Raw genomic sequence first — 25,828 nt, 5'->3', positions numbered from 1 at the left:
TAAAACTTTAAAATCAATAATTTAACCTAATTAATTAAAAATCATCAGTTAAACTACTATAATTTAATTAAAGTCGATATACTTTTAAAATGTAAGGGTATTAATGTATCGGATTATTATTTATGGCTAACAACAATCAGTTTACATCTGGTAAAGAATATTTAGACACAAAAGTAACAGCTATTACGCCTGATACAGTTGGGGGGCATGAGAATACGCATTTTGGGAGTGAATCTTTACTTGCCAAATATACAAGAACAATATTACGTGAAGCTCCAACAACAGAAGAAACAATAGATCACTCATCCAACCTTACTGTTAATGAAATAGCTTTATTAGTTGATCTTGGTATTGATATATCTACTTTTAATGCTACATTGCCAGAATTATTTACTGATTCAAGCATCACCAATGACCTTCAACTAATTAAACCAATTATTTTCACAGGTACAATCGATTTAATTACCCTTTTTGATCAATCTCTAAACTCAAGAGTAGAGCCCAATCTTCAACAAACTGATTTTAATTTAGAAAGGAATATTCAAAATGTAGAGGATGTAGTACCTCTTGTTGAAGAAGAAGGAGAACCAGAGGAAGAAGAAGCCTTAGAAGAAGAGCCTGAAGAAACTATAATAGAACCAACAGTTATTGAAGGAACAATTGAAGGTTCTATTACTGAAGATGTTGGTGTTATTGGTAATCAAATTTCCACATCTGGTACATTAATTATCACTAATGATAGTTTCACAGATGAAACAATTACTGGAAACTATGGTGATTTAATCATTGATGCAGATGGTAACTGGTCTTATTCTGCCGATAATAATCAAAATGCTATTCAAGCACTAGGTGATGGCGATACTTTAACTGACACCATTACTGTAACTTCAGATGATGGTACAACCCAAGATATTACCATTACCATTACAGGTACTAATGATGAGCCTACCATTGGTGGCGACACAACTGGTGGCGTGACTGAAGATGCAGCAGCTACTTTAACCACTTCTGGTACATTAACGATTTCTGATACCGATACAGGTGAAGCCGTCTTTAATGCTGAAACCATCTCTGGCACTTATGGTGACTTAACCATCGAAGCGGATGGTGACTGGTCTTATTCGGCTGATAACTCTCAATCTGCCATTCAAGCTTTAGGTGACGGTGATACCCTTACTGATACAATTACTGTAACTTCAGATGATGGTACAACCCAAGATATTACCATTACCATTACAGGTACTAATGATGACCCTACCATTGGTGGCGACACAACTGGCTCTGTGACTGAAGATGCAGCGGCTACTTTAACCACTTCTGGTACATTAACGATTTCTGACACCGATACAGGTGAAGCTGTCTTTAATGCTGAAACCATCTCTGGCACTTATGGTGACTTAACCATCGAAGCGGATGGTGACTGGTCTTATTCGGCTGATAACTCTCAATCTGCCATTCAAGCTTTAGGTGACGGTGATACCCTTACTGATACAATTACTGTAACTTCAGATGATGGTACAACCCAAGATATTACTATTACCATTACAGGTACTAATGATGAGCCTACCATTGGTGGTGATACGTCAGGCTCTGTGACTGAAGATGCAGCGGCTACTTTAACCACTTCTGGTACATTAACGATTTCTGATACCGATACAGGTGAAGCCGTCTTTAATGCTGAAACCATCTCTGGCACTTATGGTGACTTAACTATCGAAGCTGATGGTGACTGGTCTTATTCGGCTGATAACTCTCAATCTGCAATACAAGCTTTAGGTGACGGCGACACCCTTACTGATACGATTACTGTAACTTCAGATGATGGTACAACCCAAGATATTACCATTACCATTACAGGTACTAATGATGATCCTACCATTGGTGGCGATACAACTGGTGGCGTGACTGAAGATGCAGCGGCTACTTTAACCACTTCTGGTACATTAACGATTTCTGATACCGATACAGGTGAAGCCGTCTTTAATGCTGAAACCATCTCTGGCACTTATGGTGACTTAACCATCGAAGCGGATGGTGACTGGAGCTATTCTGCCGATAATAGCCAATCTGCAATACAAGCCTTAGGCGCTGGCGACACCCTTACTGATACAATTACTGTAACTTCAGATGATGGTACAACCCAAGATATTACCATTACCATTACAGGTACTAATGATGATCCTACCATTGGTGGCGACACAACTGGTGGCGTAACCGAAGATGCAGCAGCTACTTTAACCACTTCTGGTACATTAACGATTTCTGATACCGATACAGGTGAAGCTGTCTTTAATGCTGAAACCATCTCTGGTACTTATGGTGACTTAACCATCGAAGCGGATGGTGATTGGTCTTATTCTGCTGATAACTCTCAATCTGCCATTCAAGCTTTAGGTGACGGCGATACCCTTACTGATACAATTACTGTAACTTCAGATGATGGTACAACCCAAGATATTACCATTACCATTACAGGTACTAATGATGACCCTACCATTGGTGGTGATACAACTGGCTCTGTAACTGAAGATGCAGCGGCTACTTTAACCACTTCTGGTACATTAACGATTTCTGATACCGATACAGGTGAAGCCGTCTTTAATGCTGAAACCATCTCTGGGACTTATGGTGACTTAACCATCGAAGCGGATGGTGACTGGTCTTATTCGGCTGATAACTCTCAATCTGCCATTCAAGCTTTAGGTGACGGTGATACCCTTACTGATACGATTACTGTAACTTCAGATGATGGTACAACCCAAGATATTACCATTACCATTACAGGTACTAATGATGATCCTACCATTGGTGGCGACACAACTGGTGGCGTAACCGAAGATGCAGCAGCTACTTTAACCACTTCTGGTACATTAACGATTTCTGATACCGATACAGGTGAAGCTGTCTTTAATGCTGAAACCATCTCTGGTACTTATGGTGACTTAACCATCGAAGCGGATGGTGATTGGTCTTATTCTGCTGATAACTCTCAATCTGCCATTCAAGCTTTAGGTGACGGCGATACCCTTACTGATACAATTACGGTTACTTCAGATGATGGTACAACCCAAGATATTACCATTACCATTACAGGTACTAATGATGATCCTACCATTGGTGGCGACACAACTGGTGGCGTAACCGAAGATGCAGCAGCTACTTTAACCACTTCTGGTACATTAACGATTTCTGATACCGATACAGGTGAAGCCGTCTTTAATGCTGAAACCATCTCTGGCACTTATGGTGACTTAACCATCGAAGCGGATGGTGATTGGTCTTATTCTGCTGATAACTCTCAATCTGCCATTCAAGCTTTAGGTGACGGTGATACCCTTACTGATACAATTACTGTAACTTCAGATGATGGTACAACCCAAGATATTACCATTACCATTACAGGTACTAATGATGATCCTACCATTGGTGGCGACACAACTGGTGGCGTGACTGAAGATGCAGCGGCTACTTTAACCACTTCTGGTACATTAACGATTTCTGATACCGATACAGGTGAAGCCGTCTTTAATGCTGAAACCATCTCTGGCACTTATGGTGACTTAACCATCGAAGCGGATGGTGACTGGTCTTATTCTGCTGATAACTCTCAATCTGCCATTCAGGCTTTAGGTGACGGCGAGACCCTTACTGATACAATTACTGTAACTTCAGATGATGGTACAACCCAAGATATTACCATTACCATTACAGGTACTAATGATGATCCTACCATTGGTGGCGACACAACTGGTGGCGTGACTGAAGATGCAGCGGCTACTTTAACCACTTCTGGTACATTAACGATTTCTGATACCGATACAGGTGAAGCTGTCTTTAATGCTGAAACCATCTCTGGCACTTATGGTGACTTAACCATTGAAGCGGATGGTGACTGGTCTTATTCTGCTGATAACTCTCAATCTGCCATTCAAGCTTTAGGTCAAGGCGATACCCTTACTGATACAATTACTGTAACTTCAGATGATGGTACAACCCAAGATATTACCATTACCATTACAGGTACTAATGATGACCCTACCATTGGTGGCGACACAACTGGTGGCGTGACTGAAGATGCAGCGGCTACTTTAACCACTTCTGGTACATTAACGATTTCTGATACCGATACAGGTGAAGCTGTCTTTAATGCTGAAACCATCTCTGGTACTTATGGTGACTTAACCATTGAAGCGGATGGTGACTGGAGCTATTCTGCTGATAACTCTCAATCTGCGATTCAGGCTTTAGGTGACGGTGATACCCTTACTGATACGATTACTGTAACTTCAGATGATGGTACAACCCAAGATATTACCATTACCATTACAGGTACTAATGATGATCCTACCATTGGTGGTGATACAACCGGTAGCGTAACCGAAGATGCAGCAGCTACTTTAACCACTTCTGGTACATTAACGATTTCTGATACCGATACAGATGAAGCTGTCTTTAATGCTGAAACCATCTCTGGTACTTATGGTGACTTAACTATCGAAGCGGATGGTGACTGGAGCTATTCTGCTGATAACTCTCAATCTGCGATTCAGGCTTTAGGTGACGGTGATACCCTTACTGATACGATTACGGTAACTTCAGATGATGGTACAACCCAAGATATTACCATTACCATTACAGGTACTAATGATGATCCTACCATTGGTGGTGATACAACTGGCTCTGTAACCGAAGATGCAGCAGCTACTTTAACCACTTCTGGTACATTAACCATTTCTGATACCGATACAGGTGAAGCTGTCTTTAATGCTGAAACCATCTCTGGTACTTATGGTGACTTAACTATCGAAGCGGATGGTGACTGGAGCTATTCTGCTGATAACTCTCAATCTGCGATTCAGGCTTTAGGTGACGGTGATACCCTTACTGATACGATTACGGTAACTTCAGATGATGGTACAACCCAAGATATTACCATTACCATTACAGGTACTAATGATGACCCTACCATTGGTGGTGATACGTCAGGCTCTGTAACTGAAGATGCAGCGGCTACTTTAACCACTTCTGGTACATTAACGATTTCTGATACCGATACAGGTGAAGCTGTCTTTAATGCTGAAACCATCTCTGGTACTTATGGTGACTTAACCATTGAAGCGGATGGTGACTGGAGCTATTCTGCTGATAACTCTCAATCTGCGATTCAGGCTTTAGGTGACGGCGAGACCCTTACTGATACAATTACTGTAACTTCAGATGATGGTACAACCCAAGATATTACCATTACCATTACAGGTACTAATGATGATCCTACCATTGGTGGCGACACAACTGGTGGCGTAACCGAAGATGCAGCAGCTACTTTAACCACTTCTGGTACATTAACGATTTCTGATACCGATACAGGTGAAGCTGTCTTTAATGCTGAAACCATCTCTGGTACTTATGGTGACTTAACCATCGAAGCGGATGGTGACTGGAGCTATTCTGCTGATAACTCTCAATCTGCCATTCAGGCTTTAGGTGACGGTGACACCCTTACTGATACAATTACTGTAACTTCAGATGATGGTACAACCCAAGATATTACCATTACCATTACAGGTACTAATGATGACCCTACCATTGGTGGCGATACCTCAGGCTCTGTGACTGAAGATGCAGCGGCTACTTTAACCACTTCTGGTACATTAACGATTTCTGATACCGATACAGGTGAAGCCGTCTTTAATGCTGAAACCATCTCTGGCACTTATGGTGACTTAACCATCGAAGCGGATGGTGACTGGTCTTATTCGGCTGATAACTCTCAATCTGCCATTCAGGCTTTAGGTGACGGCGATACCCTTACTGATACAATTACTGTAACTTCAGATGATGGTACAACCCAAGATATTACCATTACCATTACAGGTACTAATGATGATCCTACCATTGGTGGCGACACAACTGGTGGCGTAACCGAAGATGCAGCAGCTACTTTAACCACTTCTGGTACATTAACGATTTCTGATACCGATACAGGTGAAGCCCTCTTTAATGCTGAAACCATCTCTGGCACTTATGGTGACTTAACCATCGAAGCGGATGGTGACTGGAGCTATTCTGCTGATAACTCTCAATCTGCGATTCAGGCTTTAGGTGACGGTGATACCCTTACTGATACGATTACTGTAACTTCAGATGATGGTACAACCCAAGATATTACCATTACCATTACAGGTACTAATGATGATCCTACCATTGGTGGCGACACAACTGGTGGCGTAACCGAAGATGCAGCAGCTACTTTAACCACTTCTGGTACATTAACGATTTCTGATACCGATACAGGTGAAGCCGTCTTTAATGCTGAAACCATCTCTGGCACCTACGGTGACTTAACCATCGAAGCTGATGGTGACTGGTCTTATTCGGCTGATAACTCTCAATCTGCCATTCAGGCTTTAGGTGACGGTGATACCCTTACTGATACAATTACTGTAACTTCAGATGATGGTACAACCCAAGATATTACCATTACCATTACAGGTACTAATGATGATCCTACCATTGGTGGCGACACAACTGGTGGCGTGACTGAAGATGCAGCAGCTACTTTAACCACTTCTGGTACATTAACGATTTCTGATACCGATACAGGTGAAGCTGTCTTTAATGCTGAAACCATCTCTGGTACTTATGGTGACTTAACCATTGAAGCGGATGGTGACTGGAGCTATTCTGCTGATAATAGTCAATCTGCGATTCAGGCTTTAGGTGACGGTGATACCCTTACTGATACGATTACGGTAACTTCAGATGATGGTACAACCCAAGATATTACCATTACCATTACAGGTACTAATGATGACCCTACCATTGGTGGTGATACGTCAGGCTCTGTAACTGAAGATGCAGCAGCTACTTTAACCACTTCTGGTACATTAACGATTTCTGATACCGATACAGGTGAAGCCGTCTTTAATGCTGAAACCATCTCTGGCACCTACGGTGACTTAACCATCGAAGCTGATGGTGACTGGTCTTATTCGGCTGATAACTCTCAATCTGCCATTCAGGCTTTAGGTGACGGCGATACCCTTACTGATACAATTACGGTTACTTCAGATGATGGTACAACCCAAGATATTACCATTACCATTACAGGTACTAATGATGACCCTACCATTGGTGGTGATACAACTGGCTCTGTAACTGAAGATGCAGCGGCTACTTTAACCACTTCTGGTACATTAACGATTTCTGATACCGATACAGGTGAAGCCGTCTTTAATGCTGAAACCATCTCTGGCACCTATGGTGACTTAACTATCGAAGCGGATGGTGACTGGAGCTATTCTGCCGATAACTCTCAATCTGCCATTCAAGCTTTAGGTGACGGCGAGACCCTTACTGATACAATTACTGTAACTTCAGATGATGGTACAACCCAAGATATTACCATTACCATTACAGGTACTAATGATGATCCCACCATTGGTGGTGATACAACCGGTAGCGTAACCGAAGATGCAGCAGCTACTTTAACCACTTCTGGTACATTAACGATTTCTGATACCGATACAGGTGAAGCCCTCTTTAATGCTGAAACCATCTCTGGGACTTATGGTGACTTAACCATCGAAGCGGATGGTGACTGGTCTTATTCAGCTGATAACTCTCAATCTGCCATTCAGGCTTTAGGTGACGGTGATACCCTTACTGATACAATTACTGTAACTTCAGATGATGGTACAACCCAAGATATTACCATTACCATTACAGGTACTAATGATGATCCTACCATTGGTGGCGACACAACTGGTGGCGTAACCGAAGATGCAGCGGCTACTTTAACCACTTCTGGTACATTAACGATTTCTGATACCGATACAGGTGAAGCCGTCTTTAATGCTGAAACCATCTCTGGTACTTATGGTGACTTAACCATCGAAGCCGATGGTGATTGGTCTTATTCGGCTGATAACTCTCAATCTGCCATTCAGGCTTTAGGTGACGGCGATACCCTTACTGATACAATTACTGTAACTTCAGATGATGGCACAACTCAAGATATTACCATTACCATTACAGGTACTAATGATGATCCTACCATTGGTGGCGACACAACTGGTGGCGTAACCGAAGATGCAGCGGCTACTTTAACCACTTCTGGTACATTAACGATTTCTGATACCGATACAGGTGAAGCTGTCTTTAATGCTGAAACCATCTCTGGTACCTATGGTGACTTAACCATCGAAGCGGATGGTGATTGGTCTTATTCGGCTGATAACTCTCAATCTGCCATTCAGGCTTTAGGTGACGGCGATACCCTTACTGATACAATTACGGTTACTTCAGATGATGGCACAACTCAAGATATTACCATTACCATTACAGGTACTAATGATGACCCTACCATTGGTGGCGATACCTCAGGCTCTGTGACTGAAGATGCAGCGGCTACTTTAACCACTTCTGGTACATTAACGATTTCTGATACCGATACAGGTGAAGCCGTCTTTAATGCTGAAACCATCTCTGGCACTTATGGTGACTTAACCATCGAAGCGGATGGTGACTGGAGCTATTCTGCTGATAACTCTCAATCTGCCATTCAGGCTTTAGGTGACGGCGATACCCTTACTGATACAATTACTGTAACTTCAGATGATGGTACAACCCAAGATATTACCATTACCATTACAGGTACTAATGATGATCCTACCATTGGTGGCGACACAACTGGTGGCGTAACCGAAGATGCAGCAGCTACTTTAACCACTTCTGGTACATTAACGATTTCTGATACCGATACAGGTGAAGCTGTCTTTAATGCTGAAACCATCTCTGGTACTTATGGTGACTTAACCATTGAAGCGGATGGTGACTGGAGCTATTCTGCTGATAATAGTCAATCTGCGATTCAGGCTTTAGGCGCTGGCGATACCCTTACCGATACAATTACGGTTACTTCAGATGATGGTACAACTCAAGATATTACCATTACCATTACAGGTACTAATGATGACCCTACCATTGGTGGTGATACGTCAGGCTCTGTAACTGAAGATGCAGCGGCTACTTTAACCACTTCTGGTACATTAACGATTTCTGATACCGATACAGGTGAAGCTGTCTTTAATGCTGAAACCATCTCTGGCACTTATGGTGACTTAACTATCGAAGCGGATGGTGACTGGTCTTATTCGGCTGATAACTCTCAATCTGCCATTCAAGCTTTAGGTGACGGTGATACCCTTACTGATACAATTACTGTAACTTCAGATGATGGTACAACCCAAGATATTACCATTGCCATTACAGGTACTAATGATGATCCCACCATTGGTGGTGATACAACCGGTAGCGTAACCGAAGATGCAGCGGCTACTTTAACCACTTCTGGTACATTAACGATTTCTGATACCGATACAGGTGAAGCTGTCTTTAATGCTGAAACCATCTCTGGTACTTATGGTGACTTAACTATCGAAGCGGATGGTGACTGGAGCTATTCTGCCGATAACTCTCAATCTGCCATTCAAGCTTTAGGTGACGGCGAGACCCTTACTGATACAATTACGGTAACTTCAGATGATGGTACAACCCAAGATATTACCATTACCATTACAGGTACTAATGATGAGCCTACCATTGGTGGCGACACAACTGGTGGCGTAACCGAAGATGCAGCAGCTACTTTAACCACTTCTGGTACATTAACCATTTCTGATACCGATACAGGTGAAGCCGTCTTTAATGCTGAAACCATCTCTGGTACCTATGGTGACTTAACTATCGAAGCGGATGGTGACTGGTCTTATTCTGCTGATAACTCTCAATCTGCGATTCAAGCTTTAGGTGACGGCGAGACCCTTACCGATACAATTACGGTTACTTCAGATGATGGTACAACTCAAGATATTACCATTACCATTACAGGTACTAATGATGATCCTACCATTGGTGGTGATACCTCAGGCTCTGTGACTGAAGATGCAGCGGCTACTTTAACCACTTCTGGTACATTAACGATTTCTGATACCGATACAGGTGAAGCCGTCTTTAATGCTGAAACCATCTCTGGTACCTATGGTGACTTAACTATCGAAGCGGATGGTGACTGGTCTTATTCGGCTGATAACTCTCAATCTGCGATTCAGGCTTTAGGTGACGGCGATACCCTTACCGATACAATTACGGTTACTTCAGATGATGGTACAACCCAAGATATTACCATTACCATTACAGGTACTAATGATGACCCTACCATTGGTGGTGATACAACTGGCTCTGTAACTGAAGATGCAGCGGCTACTTTAACCACTTCTGGTACATTAACGATTTCTGATACCGATACAGGTGAAGCCGTCTTTAATGCTGAAACCATCTCTGGTACTTATGGTGACTTAACTATCGAAGCGGATGGTGACTGGTCTTATTCTGCTGATAACTCTCAATCTGCCATTCAGGCTTTAGGTGACGGCGAGACCCTTACTGATACAATTACTGTAACTTCAGATGATGGTACAACCCAAGATATTACCATTACCATTACAGGTACTAATGATGATCCTACCATTGGTGGCGACACAACTGGTGGCGTGACTGAAGATGCAGCGGCTACTTTAACCACTTCTGGTACATTAACGATTTCTGATACCGATACAGGTGAAGCTGTCTTTAATGCTGAAACCATCTCTGGTACTTATGGTGACTTAACTATCGAAGCGGATGGTGACTGGAGCTATTCTGCTGATAACTCTCAATCTGCGATTCAGGCTTTAGGTGACGGTGATACCCTTACTGATACAATTACTGTAACTTCAGATGATGGTACAACCCAAGATATTACCATTACCATTACAGGTACTAATGATGACCCTACCATTGGTGGCGATACGTCAGGCTCTGTGACTGAAGATGCAGCGGCTACTTTAACCACTTCTGGTACATTAACGATTTCTGATACCGATACAGGTGAAGCTGTCTTTAATGCTGAAACCATCTCTGGTACTTATGGTGACTTAACCATCGAAGCGGATGGTGACTGGTCTTATTCGGCTGATAACTCTCAATCTGCGATTCAGGCTTTAGGTGACGGCGATACCCTTACCGATACAATTACGGTTACTTCAGATGATGGTACAACCCAAAATATTACCATTACGATTACAGGTACTAATGATGATCCTACCATTGGTGGTGATACGTCAGGCTCTGTAACTGAAGATGCAGCAGCTACTTTAACCACTTCTGGTACATTAACGATTTCTGATACCGATACAGGTGAAGCTGTCTTTAATGCTGAAACCATCTCTGGTACCTATGGTGACTTAACTATCGAAGCGGATGGTGACTGGTCTTATTCGGCTGATAACTCTCAATCTGCCATTCAGGCTTTAGGTGACGGTGATACCCTTACTGATACAATTACGGTTACTTCAGATGATGGTACAACCCAAGATATTACCATTACCATTACAGGTACTAATGATGACCCTACCATTGGTGGCGACACAACTGGTGGCGTAACCGAAGATGCAGCAGCTACTTTAACCACTTCTGGTACATTAACGATTTCTGATACCGATACAGGTGAAGCTGTCTTTAATGCTGAAACCATCTCTGGTACTTATGGTGACTTAACCATTGAAGCGGATGGTGACTGGAGCTATTCTGCTGATAACTCTCAATCTGCCATTCAGGCTTTAGGTGACGGTGACACCCTTACTGATACGATTACTGTAACTTCAGATGATGGTACAACCCAAGATATTACCATTACCATTACAGGTACTAATGATGACCCTACCATTGGTGGCGACACAACTGGTGGCGTAACCGAAGATGCAGCGGCTACTTTAACCACTTCTGGTACATTAACGATTTCTGATACCGATACAGGTGAAGCCGTCTTTAATGCTGAAACCATCTCTGGGACTTATGGTGACTTAACCATCGAAGCGGATGGTGACTGGTCTTATTCGGCTGATAACTCTCAATCTGCCATTCAGGCTTTAGGTGACGGTGATACCCTTACTGATACAATTACTGTAACTTCAGATGATGGTACAACCCAAGATATTACCATTACCATTACAGGTACTAATGATGATCCTACCATTGGTGGCGACACAACTGGTGGCGTGACTGAAGATGCAGCAGCTACTTTAACCACTTCTGGTACATTAACGATTTCTGATACCGATACAGGTGAAGCTGTCTTTAATGCTGAAACCATCTCTGGTACTTATGGTGACTTAACCATTGAAGCGGATGGTGACTGGAGCTATTCTGCTGATAATAGTCAATCTGCGATTCAGGCTTTAGGTGACGGTGATACCCTTACTGATACGATTACGGTAACTTCAGATGATGGTACAACCCAAGATATTACCATTACCATTACAGGTACTAATGATGACCCTACCATTGGTGGCGATACGTCAGGCTCTGTGACTGAAGATGCAGCAGCTACTTTAACCACTTCTGGTGCATTAACGATTTCTGATACCGATACAGGTGAAGCCGTCTTTAATGCTGAAACCATCTCTGGTACCTATGGTGACTTAACTATCGAAGCGGATGGTGACTGGAGCTATTCTGCCGATAATAGCCAATCTGCAATACAAGCCTTAGGCGCTGGCGACACCCTTACTGATACAATTACGGTAACTTCAGATGATGGTACAACCCAAGATATTACCATTACCATTACAGGTACTAATGATGACCCTACCATTGGTGGCGACACAACTGGTGGCGTGACTGAAGATGCAGCGGCTACTTTAACCACTTCTGGTACATTAACGATTTCTGATACCGATACAGGTGAAGCTGTCTTTAATGCTGAAACCATCTCTGGTACTTATGGTGACTTAACCATTGAAGCGGATGGTGACTGGTCTTATTCGGCTGATAACTCTCAATCTGCGATTCAGGCTTTAGGTGACGGCGATACCCTTACCGATACAATTACGGTTACTTCAGATGATGGTACAACCCAAAATATTACCATTACGATTACAGGTACTAATGATGATCCTACCATTGGTGGTGATACGTCAGGCTCTGTAACTGAAGATGCAGCAGCTACTTTAACCACTTCTGGTACATTAACGATTTCTGATACCGATACAGGTGAAGCTGTCTTTAATGCTGAAACCATCTCTGGTACCTATGGTGACTTAACTATCGAAGCGGATGGTGACTGGTCTTATTCGGCTGATAACTCTCAATCTGCCATTCAGGCTTTAGGTGACGGTGATACCCTTACTGATACAATTACGGTTACTTCAGATGATGGTACAACCCAAGATATTACCATTACCATTACAGGTACTAATGATGACCCTACCATTGGTGGCGACACAACTGGTGGCGTAACCGAAGATGCAGCGGCTACTTTAACCACTTCTGGTACATTAACGATTTCTGATACCGATACAGGTGAAGCTGTCTTTAATGCTGAAACCATCTCTGGCACTTATGGTGACTTAACCATCGAAGCGGATGGTGACTGGTCTTATTCGGCTGATAACTCTCAATCTGCCATTCAAGCTTTAGGTGACGGTGATACCCTTACTGATACAATTACTGTAACTTCAGATGATGGTACAACCCAAGATATTACCATTACCATTACAGGTACTAATGATGAGCCTACCATTGGTGGCGACACAACTGGTGGCGTAACCGAAGATGCAGCAGCTACTTTAACCACTTCTGGTACATTAACCATTTCTGATACCGATACAGGTGAAGCCGTCTTTAATGCTGAAACCATCTCTGGGACTTATGGTGACTTAACCATCGAAGCGGATGGTGACTGGAGCTATTCTGCCGATAATAGCCAATCTGCAATACAAGCCTTAGGCGCTGGCGACACCCTTACTGATACAATTACGGTAACTTCAGATGATGGTACAACCCAAGATATTACCATTACCATTACAGGTACTAATGATGATCCTACCATTGGTGGTGATACGTCAGGCTCTGTAACTGAAGATGCAGCAGCTACTTTAACCACTTCTGGTACATTAACGATTTCTGATACCGATACAGGTGAAGCTGTCTTTAATGCTGAAACCATCTCTGGTACTTATGGTGACTTAACTATCGAAGCGGATGGTGACTGGAGCTATTCTGCTGATAACTCTCAATCTGCGATTCAGGCTTTAGGTCAAGACGATACCCTTACCGATACAATTACGGTAACTTCAGATGATGGTACAACCCAAGATATTACCATTACCATTACAGGTACTAATGATGAGCCTACCATTGGTGGCGACACAACTGGTGGCGTAACCGAAGATGCAGCGGCTACTTTAACCACTTCTGGTACATTAACGATTTCTGATACCGATACAGGTGAAGCCGTCTTTAATGCTGAAACCATCTCTGGCACTTATGGTGACTTAACCATCGAAGCGGATGGTGACTGGAGCTATTCTGCTGATAACTCTCAATCTGCCATTCAGGCTTTAGGTGACGGCGATACCCTTACTGATACAATTACTGTAACTTCAGATGATGGTACAACCCAAGATATTACCATTACCATTACAGGTACTAATGATGACCCTACCATTGGTGGCGATACCTCAGGCTCTGTGACTGAAGATGCAGCGGCTACTTTAACCACTTCTGGTAGCTTAACCATTTCTGATACCGATACAGGTGAAGCCGTCTTTAATGCTGAAACCATCTCTGGCACTTATGGTGACTTAACCATCGAAGCGGATGGTGACTGGAGCTATTCTGCTGATAACTCTCAATCTGCCATTCAGGCTTTAGGTGACGGCGATACCCTTACTGATACAATTACTGTAACTTCAGATGATGGTACAACCCAAGATATTACCATTACCATTACAGGTACTAATGATGATCCTACCATTGGTGGCGACACAACTGGTGGCGTAACCGAAGATGCAGCAGCTACTTTAACCACTTCTGGTACATTAACGATTTCTGATACCGATACAGGTGAAGCCCTCTTTAATGCTGAAACCATCTCTGGCACTTATGGTGACTTAACCATCGAAGCGGATGGTGACTGGAGCTATTCTGCTGATAATAGCCAATCTGCAATACAAGCCTTAGGCGCTGGCGATACCCTTACTGATACGATTACTGTAACTTCAGATGATGGTACAACCCAAGATATTACCATTACCATTACAGGTACTAATGATGATCCTACCATTGGTGGCGACACAACTGGTGGCGTAACCGAAGATGCAGCAGCTACTTTAACCACTTCTGGTACATTAACGATTTCTGATACCGATACAGGTGAAGCCGTCTTTAATGCTGAAACCATCTCTGGCACTTATGGTGACTTAACCATCGAAGCGGATGGTGATTGGTCTTATTCTGCTGATAACTCTCAATCTGCCATTCAAGCTTTAGGTGACGGCGATACCCTTACTGATACAATTACTGTAACTTCAGATGATGGTACAACCCAAGATATTACCATTACCATTACAGGTACTAATGATGATTCTACCATTGGTGGCGACACAACTGGTGGCGTGACTGAAGATGCAGCGGCTACTTTAACCACTTCTGGTACATTAACGATTTCTGATACCGATACAGGTGAAGCCGTCTTTAATGCTGAAACCATCTCTGGTACCTATGGTGACTTAACCATCGAAGCGGATGGTGACTGGTCTTATTCTGCTGATAACTCTCAATCTGCCATTCAAGCTTTAGGTGACGGCGATACCCTTACTGATACAATTACGGTAACTTCAGATGATGGTACAACCCAAGATATTACCATTACCATTACAGGTACTAATGATGATCCTACCATTGGTGGCGACACAACTGGTGGCGTGACTGAAGATGCAGCGGCTACTTTAACCACTTCTGGTACATTAACGATTTCTGATACCGATACAGGTGAAGCCGTCTTTAATGCTGAAACCATCTCTGGTACCTATGGTGACTTAACCATCGAAGCGGATGGTGACTGGAGCTATTCTGCCGATAATAGCCAATCTGCAATACAAGCCTTAGGCGCTGGCGACACCCTTACTGATACAATTACGGTAACTTCAGATGATGGTACAACCCAAGATATTACCATTACCATTACAGGTACTAATGATGATCCTACCATTGGTGGTGATACGTCAGGCTCTGTAACTGAAGATGCAGCAGCTACTTTAACCACTTCTGGTACATTAACGATTTCTGATACCGATACAGGTGAAGCCGTCTTTAATGCTGAAACCATCTCTGGCACCTACGGTGACTTAACCATCGAAGCGGATGGTGACTGGTCTTATTCGGCTGATAACTCTCAATCTGCCATTCAGGCTTTAGGTGACGGTGATACCCTTACTGATACAATTACTGTAACTTCAGATGATGGTACAACCCAAGATATTACCATTACCATTACAGGTACTAATGATGATCCTACCATTGGTGGCGACACAACTGGTGGCGTGACTGAAGATGCAGCAGCTACTTTAACCACTTCTGGTACATTAACGATTTCTGATACCGATACAGGTGAAGCTGTCTTTAATGCTGAAACCATCTCTGGTACTTATGGTGACTTAACCATTGAAGCGGATGGTGACTGGAGCTATTCTGCTGATAATAGTCAATCTGCGATTCAGGCTTTAGGTGACGGTGATACCCTTACTGATACGATTACGGTAACTTCAGATGATGGTACAACCCAAGATATTACCATTACCATTACAGGTACTAATGATGACCCTACCATTGGTGGCGATACGTCAGGCTCTGTGACTGAAGATGCAGCAGCTACTTTAACCACTTCTGGTACATTAACGATTTCTGATACCGATACAGGTGAAGCCGTCTTTAATGCTGAAACCATCTCTGGTACTTATGGTGACTTAACTATCGAAGCGGATGGTGACTGGAGCTATTCTGCCGATAACTCTCAATCTGCCATTCAAGCTTTAGGTGACGGCGAGACCCTTACTGATACAATTACTGTAACTTCAGATGATGGTACAACCCAAGATATTACCATTACCATTACAGGTACTAATGATGATCCCACCATTGGTGGTGATACAACCGGTAGCGTAACCGAAGATGCAGCAGCTACTTTAACCACTTCTGGTAGCTTAACCATTTCTGATACCGATACAGGTGAAGCTGTCTTTAATGCTGAAACCATCTCTGGTACTTATGGTGACTTAACCATCGAAGCGGATGGTGACTGGAGCTATTCTGCTGATAACTCTCAATCTGCGATTCAGGCTTTAGGTGACGGTGACACCCTTACTGATACGATTACTGTAACTTCAGATGATGGTACAACCCAAGATATTACCATTACCATTACAGGTACTAATGATGACCCTACCATTGGTGGCGATACCTCAGGCTCTGTGACTGAAGATGCAGCGGCTACTTTAACCACTTCTGGTACATTAACGATTTCTGACACCGATACAGGTGAAGCCGTCTTTAATGCTGAAACCATCTCTGGTACCTATGGTGACTTAACTATCGAAGCGGATGGTGACTGGTCTTATTCTGCTGATAATAGTCAATCTGCGATTCAAGCTTTAGGTGACGGCGATACCCTTACCGATACAATTACGGTTACTTCAGATGATGGTACAACCCAAGATATTACCATTACGATTACAGGTACTAATGATGAGCCCACCATTGGTGGTGATACAACCGGTAGCGTAACCGAAGATGCAGCGGCTACTTTAACCACTTCTGGTAGCTTAACCATTTCTGATACCGATACAGGTGAAGCTGTCTTTAATGCTGAAACCATCTCTGGTACCTATGGTGACTTAACTATCGAAGCGGATGGTGACTGGTCTTATTCTGCTGATAACTCTCAATCTGCCATTCAAGCTTTAGGTGACGGCGATACCCTTACCGATACAATTACGGTTACTTCAGATGATGGTACAACTCAAGATATTACCATTACCATTACAGGTACTAATGATGATCCTACCATTGGTGGCGACACAACTGGTGGCGTGACTGAAGATGCAGCAGCTACTTTAACCACTTCTGGTACATTAACCATTTCTGATACCGATACAGGTGAAGCCGTCTTTAATGCTGAAACCATCTCTGGCACTTATGGTGACTTAACCATCGAAGCTGATGGTGACTGGTCTTATTCGGCTGATAACTCTCAATCTGCCATTCAAGCTTTAGGTGACGGTGATACCCTTACTGATACAATTACTGTAACTTCAGATGATGGTACAACCCAAGATATTACCATTACCATTACAGGTACTAATGATGAGCCTACCATTGGTGGCGACACAACTGGTGGCGTAACCGAAGATGCAGCAGCTACTTTAACCACTTCTGGTACATTAACCATTTCTGATACCGATACAGGTGAAGCCGTCTTTAATGCTGAAACCATCTCTGGTACCTATGGTGACTTAACTATCGAAGCGGATGGTGACTGGTCTTATTCTGCTGATAACTCTCAATCTGCGATTCAAGCTTTAGGTGACGGCGAGACCCTTACCGATACAATTACGGTTACTTCAGATGATGGTACAACTCAAGATATTACCATTACCATTACAGGTACTAATGATGATCCTACCATTGGTGGCGATACCTCAGGCTCTGTGACTGAAGATGCAGCGGCTACTTTAACCACTTCTGGTACATTAACGATTTCTGATACCGATACAGGTGAAGCCGTCTTTAATGCTGAAACCATCTCTGGTACCTATGGTGACTTAACTATCGAAGCGGATGGTGACTGGTCTTATTCGGCTGATAACTCTCAATCTGCGATTCAGGCTTTAGGTGACGGCGATACCCTTACTGATACAATTACGGTTACTTCAGATGATGGTACAACCCAAGATATTACCATTACCATTACAGGTACTAATGATGACCCTACCATTGGTGGTGATACAACTGGCTCTGTAACTGAAGATGCAGCGGCTACTTTAACCACTTCTGGTACATTAACGATTTCTGATACCGATACAGGTGAAGCCGTCTTTAATGCTGAAACCATCTCTGGTACTTATGGTGACTTAACTATCGAAGCTGATGGTGACTGGAGCTATTCTGCCGATAATAGTCAATCTGCCATTCAGGCTTTAGGTGACGGTGATACCCTTACTGATACAATTACGGTTACTTCAGATGATGGTACAACCCAAGATATTACCATTACCATTACAGGTACTAATGATGATCCTACCATTGGTGGTGATACGTCAGGCTCTGTAACTGAAGATGCAGCAGCTACTTTAACCACTTCTGGTACATTAACGATTTCTGATACCGATACAGGTGAAGCTGTCTTTAATGCTGAAACCATCTCTGGTACTTATGGTGACTTAACCATTGAAGCGGATGGTGACTGGAGCTATTCTGCTGATAATAGTCAATCTGCGATTCAGGCTTTAGGCGCTGGCGATACCCTTACCGATACAATTACGGTTACTTCAGATGATGGTACAACTCAAGATATTACCATTACCATTACAGGTACTAATGATGACCCTACCATTGGTGGTGATACGTCAGGCTCTGTAACTGAAGATGCAGCGGCTACTTTAACCACTTCTGGTACATTAACGATTTCTGATACCGATACAGGTGAAGCTGTCTTTAATGCTGAAACCATCTCTGGCACTTATGGTGACTTAACTATCGAAGCGGATGGTGACTGGTCTTATTCGGCTGATAACTCTCAATCTGCCATTCAAGCTTTAGGTGACGGTGATACCCTTACTGATACAATTACTGTAACTTCAGATGATGGTACAACCCAAGATATTACCATTGCCATTACAGGTACTAATGATGATCCCACCATTGGTGGTGATACAACCGGTAGCGTAACCGAAGATGCAGCGGCTACTTTAACCACTTCTGGTACATTAACGATTTCTGATACCGATACAGGTGAAGCTGTCTTTAATGCTGAAACCATCTCTGGTACTTATGGTGACTTAACTATCGAAGCGGATGGTGACTGGAGCTATTCTGCCGATAACTCTCAATCTGCCATTCAAGCTTTAGGTGACGGCGAGACCCTTACTGATACAATTACGGTAACTTCAGATGATGGTACAACCCAAGATATTACCATTACCATTACAGGTACTAATGATGAGCCTACCATTGGTGGCGACACAACTGGTGGCGTAACCGAAGATGCAGCAGCTACTTTAACCACTTCTGGTACATTAACCATTTCTGATACCGATACAGGTGAAGCCGTCTTTAATGCTGAAACCATCTCTGGTACCTATGGTGACTTAACTATCGAAGCGGATGGTGACTGGTCTTATTCTGCTGATAACTCTCAATCTGCGATTCAAGCTTTAGGTGACGGCGAGACCCTTACCGATACAATTACGGTTACTTCAGATGATGGTACAACTCAAGATATTACCATTACCATTACAGGTACTAATGATGATCCTACCATTGGTGGTGATACCTCAGGCTCTGTGACTGAAGATGCAGCGGCTACTTTAACCACTTCTGGTACATTAACGATTTCTGATACCGATACAGGTGAAGCCGTCTTTAATGCTGAAACCATCTCTGGTACCTATGGTGACTTAACTATCGAAGCGGATGGTGACTGGTCTTATTCGGCTGATAACTCTCAATCTGCGATTCAGGCTTTAGGTGACGGCGATACCCTTACCGATACAATTACGGTTACTTCAGATGATGGTACAACCCAAGATATTACCATTACCATTACAGGTACTAATGATGACCCTACCATTGGTGGTGATACAACTGGCTCTGTAACTGAAGATGCAGCGGCTACTTTAACCACTTCTGGTACATTAACGATTTCTGATACCGATACAGGTGAAGCCGTCTTTAATGCTGAAACCATCTCTGGTACTTATGGTGACTTAACTATCGAAGCGGATGGTGACTGGTCTTATTCTGCTGATAACTCTCAATCTGCCATTCAGGCTTTAGGTGACGGCGAGACCCTTACTGATACAATTACTGTAACTTCAGATGATGGTACAACCCAAGATATTACCATTACCATTACAGGTACTAATGATGATCCTACCATTGGTGGCGACACAACTGGTGGCGTGACTGAAGATGCAGCGGCTACTTTAACCACTTCTGGTACATTAACGATTTCTGATACCGATACAGGTGAAGCTGTCTTTAATGCTGAAACCATCTCTGGTACTTATGGTGACTTAACTATCGAAGCGGATGGTGACTGGAGCTATTCTGCTGATAACTCTCAATCTGCGATTCAGGCTTTAGGTGACGGTGATACCCTTACTGATACAATTACTGTAACTTCAGATGATGGTACAACCCAAGATATTACCATTACCATTACAGGTACTAATGATGACCCTACCATTGGTGGCGATACGTCAGGCTCTGTGACTGAAGATGCAGCGGCTACTTTAACCACTTCTGGTACATTAACGATTTCTGATACCGATACAGGTGAAGCTGTCTTTAATGCTGAAACCATCTCTGGTACTTATGGTGACTTAACCATCGAAGCGGATGGTGACTGGTCTTATTCGGCTGATAACTCTCAATCTGCGATTCAGGCTTTAGGTGACGGCGATACCCTTACCGATACAATTACGGTTACTTCAGATGATGGTACAACCCAAAATATTACCATTACGATTACAGGTACTAATGATGATCCTACCATTGGTGGTGATACGTCAGGCTCTGTAACTGAAGATGCAGCAGCTACTTTAACCACTTCTGGTACATTAACGATTTCTGATACCGATACAGGTGAAGCTGTCTTTAATGCTGAAACCATCTCTGGTACCTATGGTGACTTAACTATCGAAGCGGATGGTGACTGGTCTTATTCGGCTGATAACTCTCAATCTGCCATTCAGGCTTTAGGTGACGGTGATACCCTTACTGATACAATTACGGTTACTTCAGATGATGGTACAACCCAAGATATTACCATTACCATTACAGGTACTAATGATGACCCTACCATTGGTGGCGACACAACTGGTGGCGTAACCGAAGATGCAGCGGCTACTTTAACCACTTCTGGTACATTAACGATTTCTGATACCGATACAGGTGAAGCCGTCTTTAATGCTGAAACCATCTCTGGGACTTATGGTGACTTAACCATCGAAGCGGATGGTGACTGGAGCTATTCTGCCGATAATAGCCAATCTGCAATACAAGCCTTAGGCGCTGGCGACACCCTTACTGATACAATTACGGTAACTTCAGATGATGGTACAACCCAAGATATTACCATTACCATTACAGGTACTAATGATGATCCTACCATTGGTGGTGATACGTCAGGCTCTGTAACTGAAGATGCAGCAGCTACTTTAACCACTTCTGGTACATTAACGATTTCTGATACCGATACAGGTGAAGCCGTCTTTAATGCTGAAACCATCTCTGGCACCTACGGTGACTTAACCATCGAAGCGGATGGTGACTGGTCTTATTCGGCTGATAACTCTCAATCTGCCATTCAGGCTTTAGGTGACGGTGATACCCTTACTGATACAATTACTGTAACTTCAGATGATGGTACAACCCAAGATATTACCATTACCATTACAGGTACTAATGATGATCCTACCATTGGTGGCGACACAACTGGTGGCGTGACTGAAGATGCAGCAGCTACTTTAACCACTTCTGGTACATTAACGATTTCTGATACCGATACAGGTGAAGCTGTCTTTAATGCTGAAACCATCTCTGGTACTTATGGTGACTTAACCATTGAAGCGGATGGTGACTGGAGCTATTCTGCTGATAATAGTCAATCTGCGATTCAGGCTTTAGGTGACGGTGATACCCTTACTGATACGATTACGGTAACTTCAGATGATGGTACAACCCAAGATATTACCATTACCATTACAGGTACTAATGATGACCCTACCATTGGTGGCGATACGTCAGGCTCTGTGACTGAAGATGCAGCAGCTACTTTAACCACTTCTGGTACATTAACGATTTCTGATACCGATACAGGTGAAGCCGTCTTTAATGCTGAAACCATCTCTGGTACTTATGGTGACTTAACTATCGAAGCGGATGGTGACTGGAGCTATTCTGCCGATAACTCTCAATCTGCCATTCAAGCTTTAGGTGACGGCGAGACCCTTACTGATACAATTACTGTAACTTCAGATGATGGTACAACCCAAGATATTACCATTACCATTACAGGTACTAATGATGATCCCACCATTGGTGGTGATACAACCGGTAGCGTAACCGAAGATGCAGCAGCTACTTTAACCACTTCTGGTAGCTTAACCATTTCTGATACCGATACAGGTGAAGCTGTCTTTAATGCTGAAACCATCTCTGGTACTTATGGTGACTTAACCATTGAAGCGGATGGTGACTGGAGCTATTCTGCTGATAACTCTCAATCTGCGATTCAGGCTTTAGGTGACGGTGACACCCTTACTGATACGATTACTGTAACTTCAGATGATGGTACAACCCAAGATATTACCATTACCATTACAGGTACTAATGATGAGCCTACCATTGGTGGCGATACCTCAGGCTCTGTGACTGAAGATGCAGCGGCTACTTTAACCACTTCTGGTACATTAACGATTTCTGACACCGATACAGGTGAAGCCGTCTTTAATGCTGAAACCATCTCTGGTACCTATGGTGACTTAACCATCGAAGCGGATGGTGACTGGTCTTATTCTGCTGATAATAGTCAATCTGCGATTCAGGCTTTAGGTGACGGCGAGACCCTTACTGATACAATTACTGTAACTTCAGATGATGGTACAACCCAAGATATTACCATTACCATTACAGGTACTAATGATGATCCTACCATTGGTGGCGACACAACCGGTAGCGTAACCGAAGATGCAGCAGCTACTTTAACCACTTCTGGTACATTAACGATTTCTGATACCGATACAGGTGAAGCTGTCTTTAATGCTGAAACCATCTCTGGCACTTATGGTGACTTAACCATCGAAGCGGATGGTGACTGGAGCTATTCTGCCGATAATAGCCAATCTGCAATACAAGCCTTAGGCGCTGGCGACACCCTTACTGATACAATTACGGTAACTTCAGATGATGGTACAACCCAAGATATTACCATTACCATTACAGGTACTAATGATGACCCTACCATTGGTGGCGACACAACTGGTGGCGTGACTGAAGATGCAGCGGCTACTTTAACCACTTCTGGTACATTAACGATTTCTGATACCGATACAGGTGAAGCTGTCTTTAATGCTGAAACCATCTCTGGTACTTATGGTGACTTAACCATTGAAGCGGATGGTGACTGGAGCTATTCTGCTGATAACTCTCAATCTGCGATTCAGGCTTTAGGTGACGGTGATACCCTTACTGATACGATTACTGTAACTTCAGATGATGGTACAACCCAAGATATTACCATTACCATTACAGGTACTAATGATGATCCTACCATTGGTGGTGATACAACCGGTAGCGTAACCGAAGATGCAGCAGCTACTTTAACCACTTCTGGTACATTAACGATTTCTGATACCGATACAGGTGAAGCTGTCTTTAATGCTGAAACCATCTCTGGTACTTATGGTGACTTAACTATCGAAGCGGATGGTGACTGGAGCTATTCTGCTGATAACTCTCAATCTGCGATTCAGGCTTTAGGTGACGGTGATACCCTTACTGATACAATTACTGTAACTTCAGATGATGGTACAACCCAAGATATTACCATTACCATTACAGGTACTAATGATGACCCTACCATTGGTGGCGATACGTCAGGCTCTGTGACTGAAGATGCAGCAGCTACTTTAACCACTTCTGGTACATTAACGATTTCTGATACCGATACAGGTGAAGCCGTCTTTAATGCTGAAACCATCTCTGGCACTTATGGTGACTTAACCATCGAAGCGGATGGTGACTGGAGCTATTCTGCCGATAATAGCCAATCTGCAATACAAGCCTTAGGCGCTGGCGACACTCTTACTGATACAATTACGGTAACTTCAGATGATGGTACAACCCAAGATATTACCATTACCATTACAGGTACTAATGATGACCCTACCATTGGTGGCGACACAACTGGTGGCGTGACTGAAGATGCAGCGGCTACTTTAACCACTTCTGGTAGCTTAACGATTTCTGATACCGATACAGGTGAAGCTGTCTTTAATGCTGAAACCATCTCTGGTACTTATGGTGACTTAACCATTGAAGCGGATGGTGACTGGAGCTATTCTGCTGATAACTCTCAATCTGCGATTCAGGCTTTAGGTGACGGTGATACCCTTACTGATACGATTACTGTAACTTCAGATGATGGTACAACCCAAGATATTACCATTACCATTACAGGTACTAATGATGATCCTACCATTGGTGGTGATACAACCGGTAGCGTAACCGAAGATGCAGCAGCTACTTTAACCACTTCTGGTACATTAACGATTTCTGATACCGATACAGGTGAAGCTGTCTTTAATGCTGAAACCATCTCTGGCACTTATGGTGACTTAACCATCGAAGCGGATGGTGACTGGTCTTATTCGGCTGATAACTCTCAATCTGCCATTCAAGCTTTAGGTGACGGTGATACCCTTACTGATACAATTACTGTAACTTCAGATGATGGTACAACCCAAGATATTACCATTACCATTACAGGTACTAATGATGACCCTACCATTGGTGGCGACACAACTGGTGGCGTAACCGAAGATGCAGCGGCTACTTTAACCACTTCTGGTACATTAACGATTTCTGATACCGATACAGGTGAAGCCGTCTTTAATGCTGAAACCATCTCTGGACTTATGGTGACTTAACCATCGAAGCGGATGGT

General features: G+C 43.1%; 1 protein-coding gene. It reads left to right on the top strand.

The annotated features are described in order from the left end of the window. Positions 1 to 122: 122 nt before the first annotated feature. Positions 123 to 25,811: a VCBS domain-containing protein gene (locus KFE69_04480; protein UTW43357.1), complete on the top strand. Its 25,689-nt coding sequence runs from the start codon at positions 123 to 125 to the stop codon at positions 25,809 to 25,811. The last annotated feature ends 17 nt before the right edge of the window (positions 25,812 to 25,828 follow it).

The sequence above is a fragment of the bacterium SCSIO 12844 genome, from assembly GCA_024397935.1.
Classification (GTDB): Bacteria; Pseudomonadota; Gammaproteobacteria; order Francisellales; family Francisellaceae; genus M0027.
The sequence above is the reverse complement of the archived record's forward strand: the minus strand, read 5'-3'. Positions and strand labels throughout refer to the sequence as shown.

What these genes read in the sequence shown, in the direction of transcription:
- KFE69_04480 (UTW43357.1), top strand. Translation starts at nt 123, where the DNA reads ATGGCTAACAACAATCAGTTTACATCTGGTAAAGAATATTTAGACACA.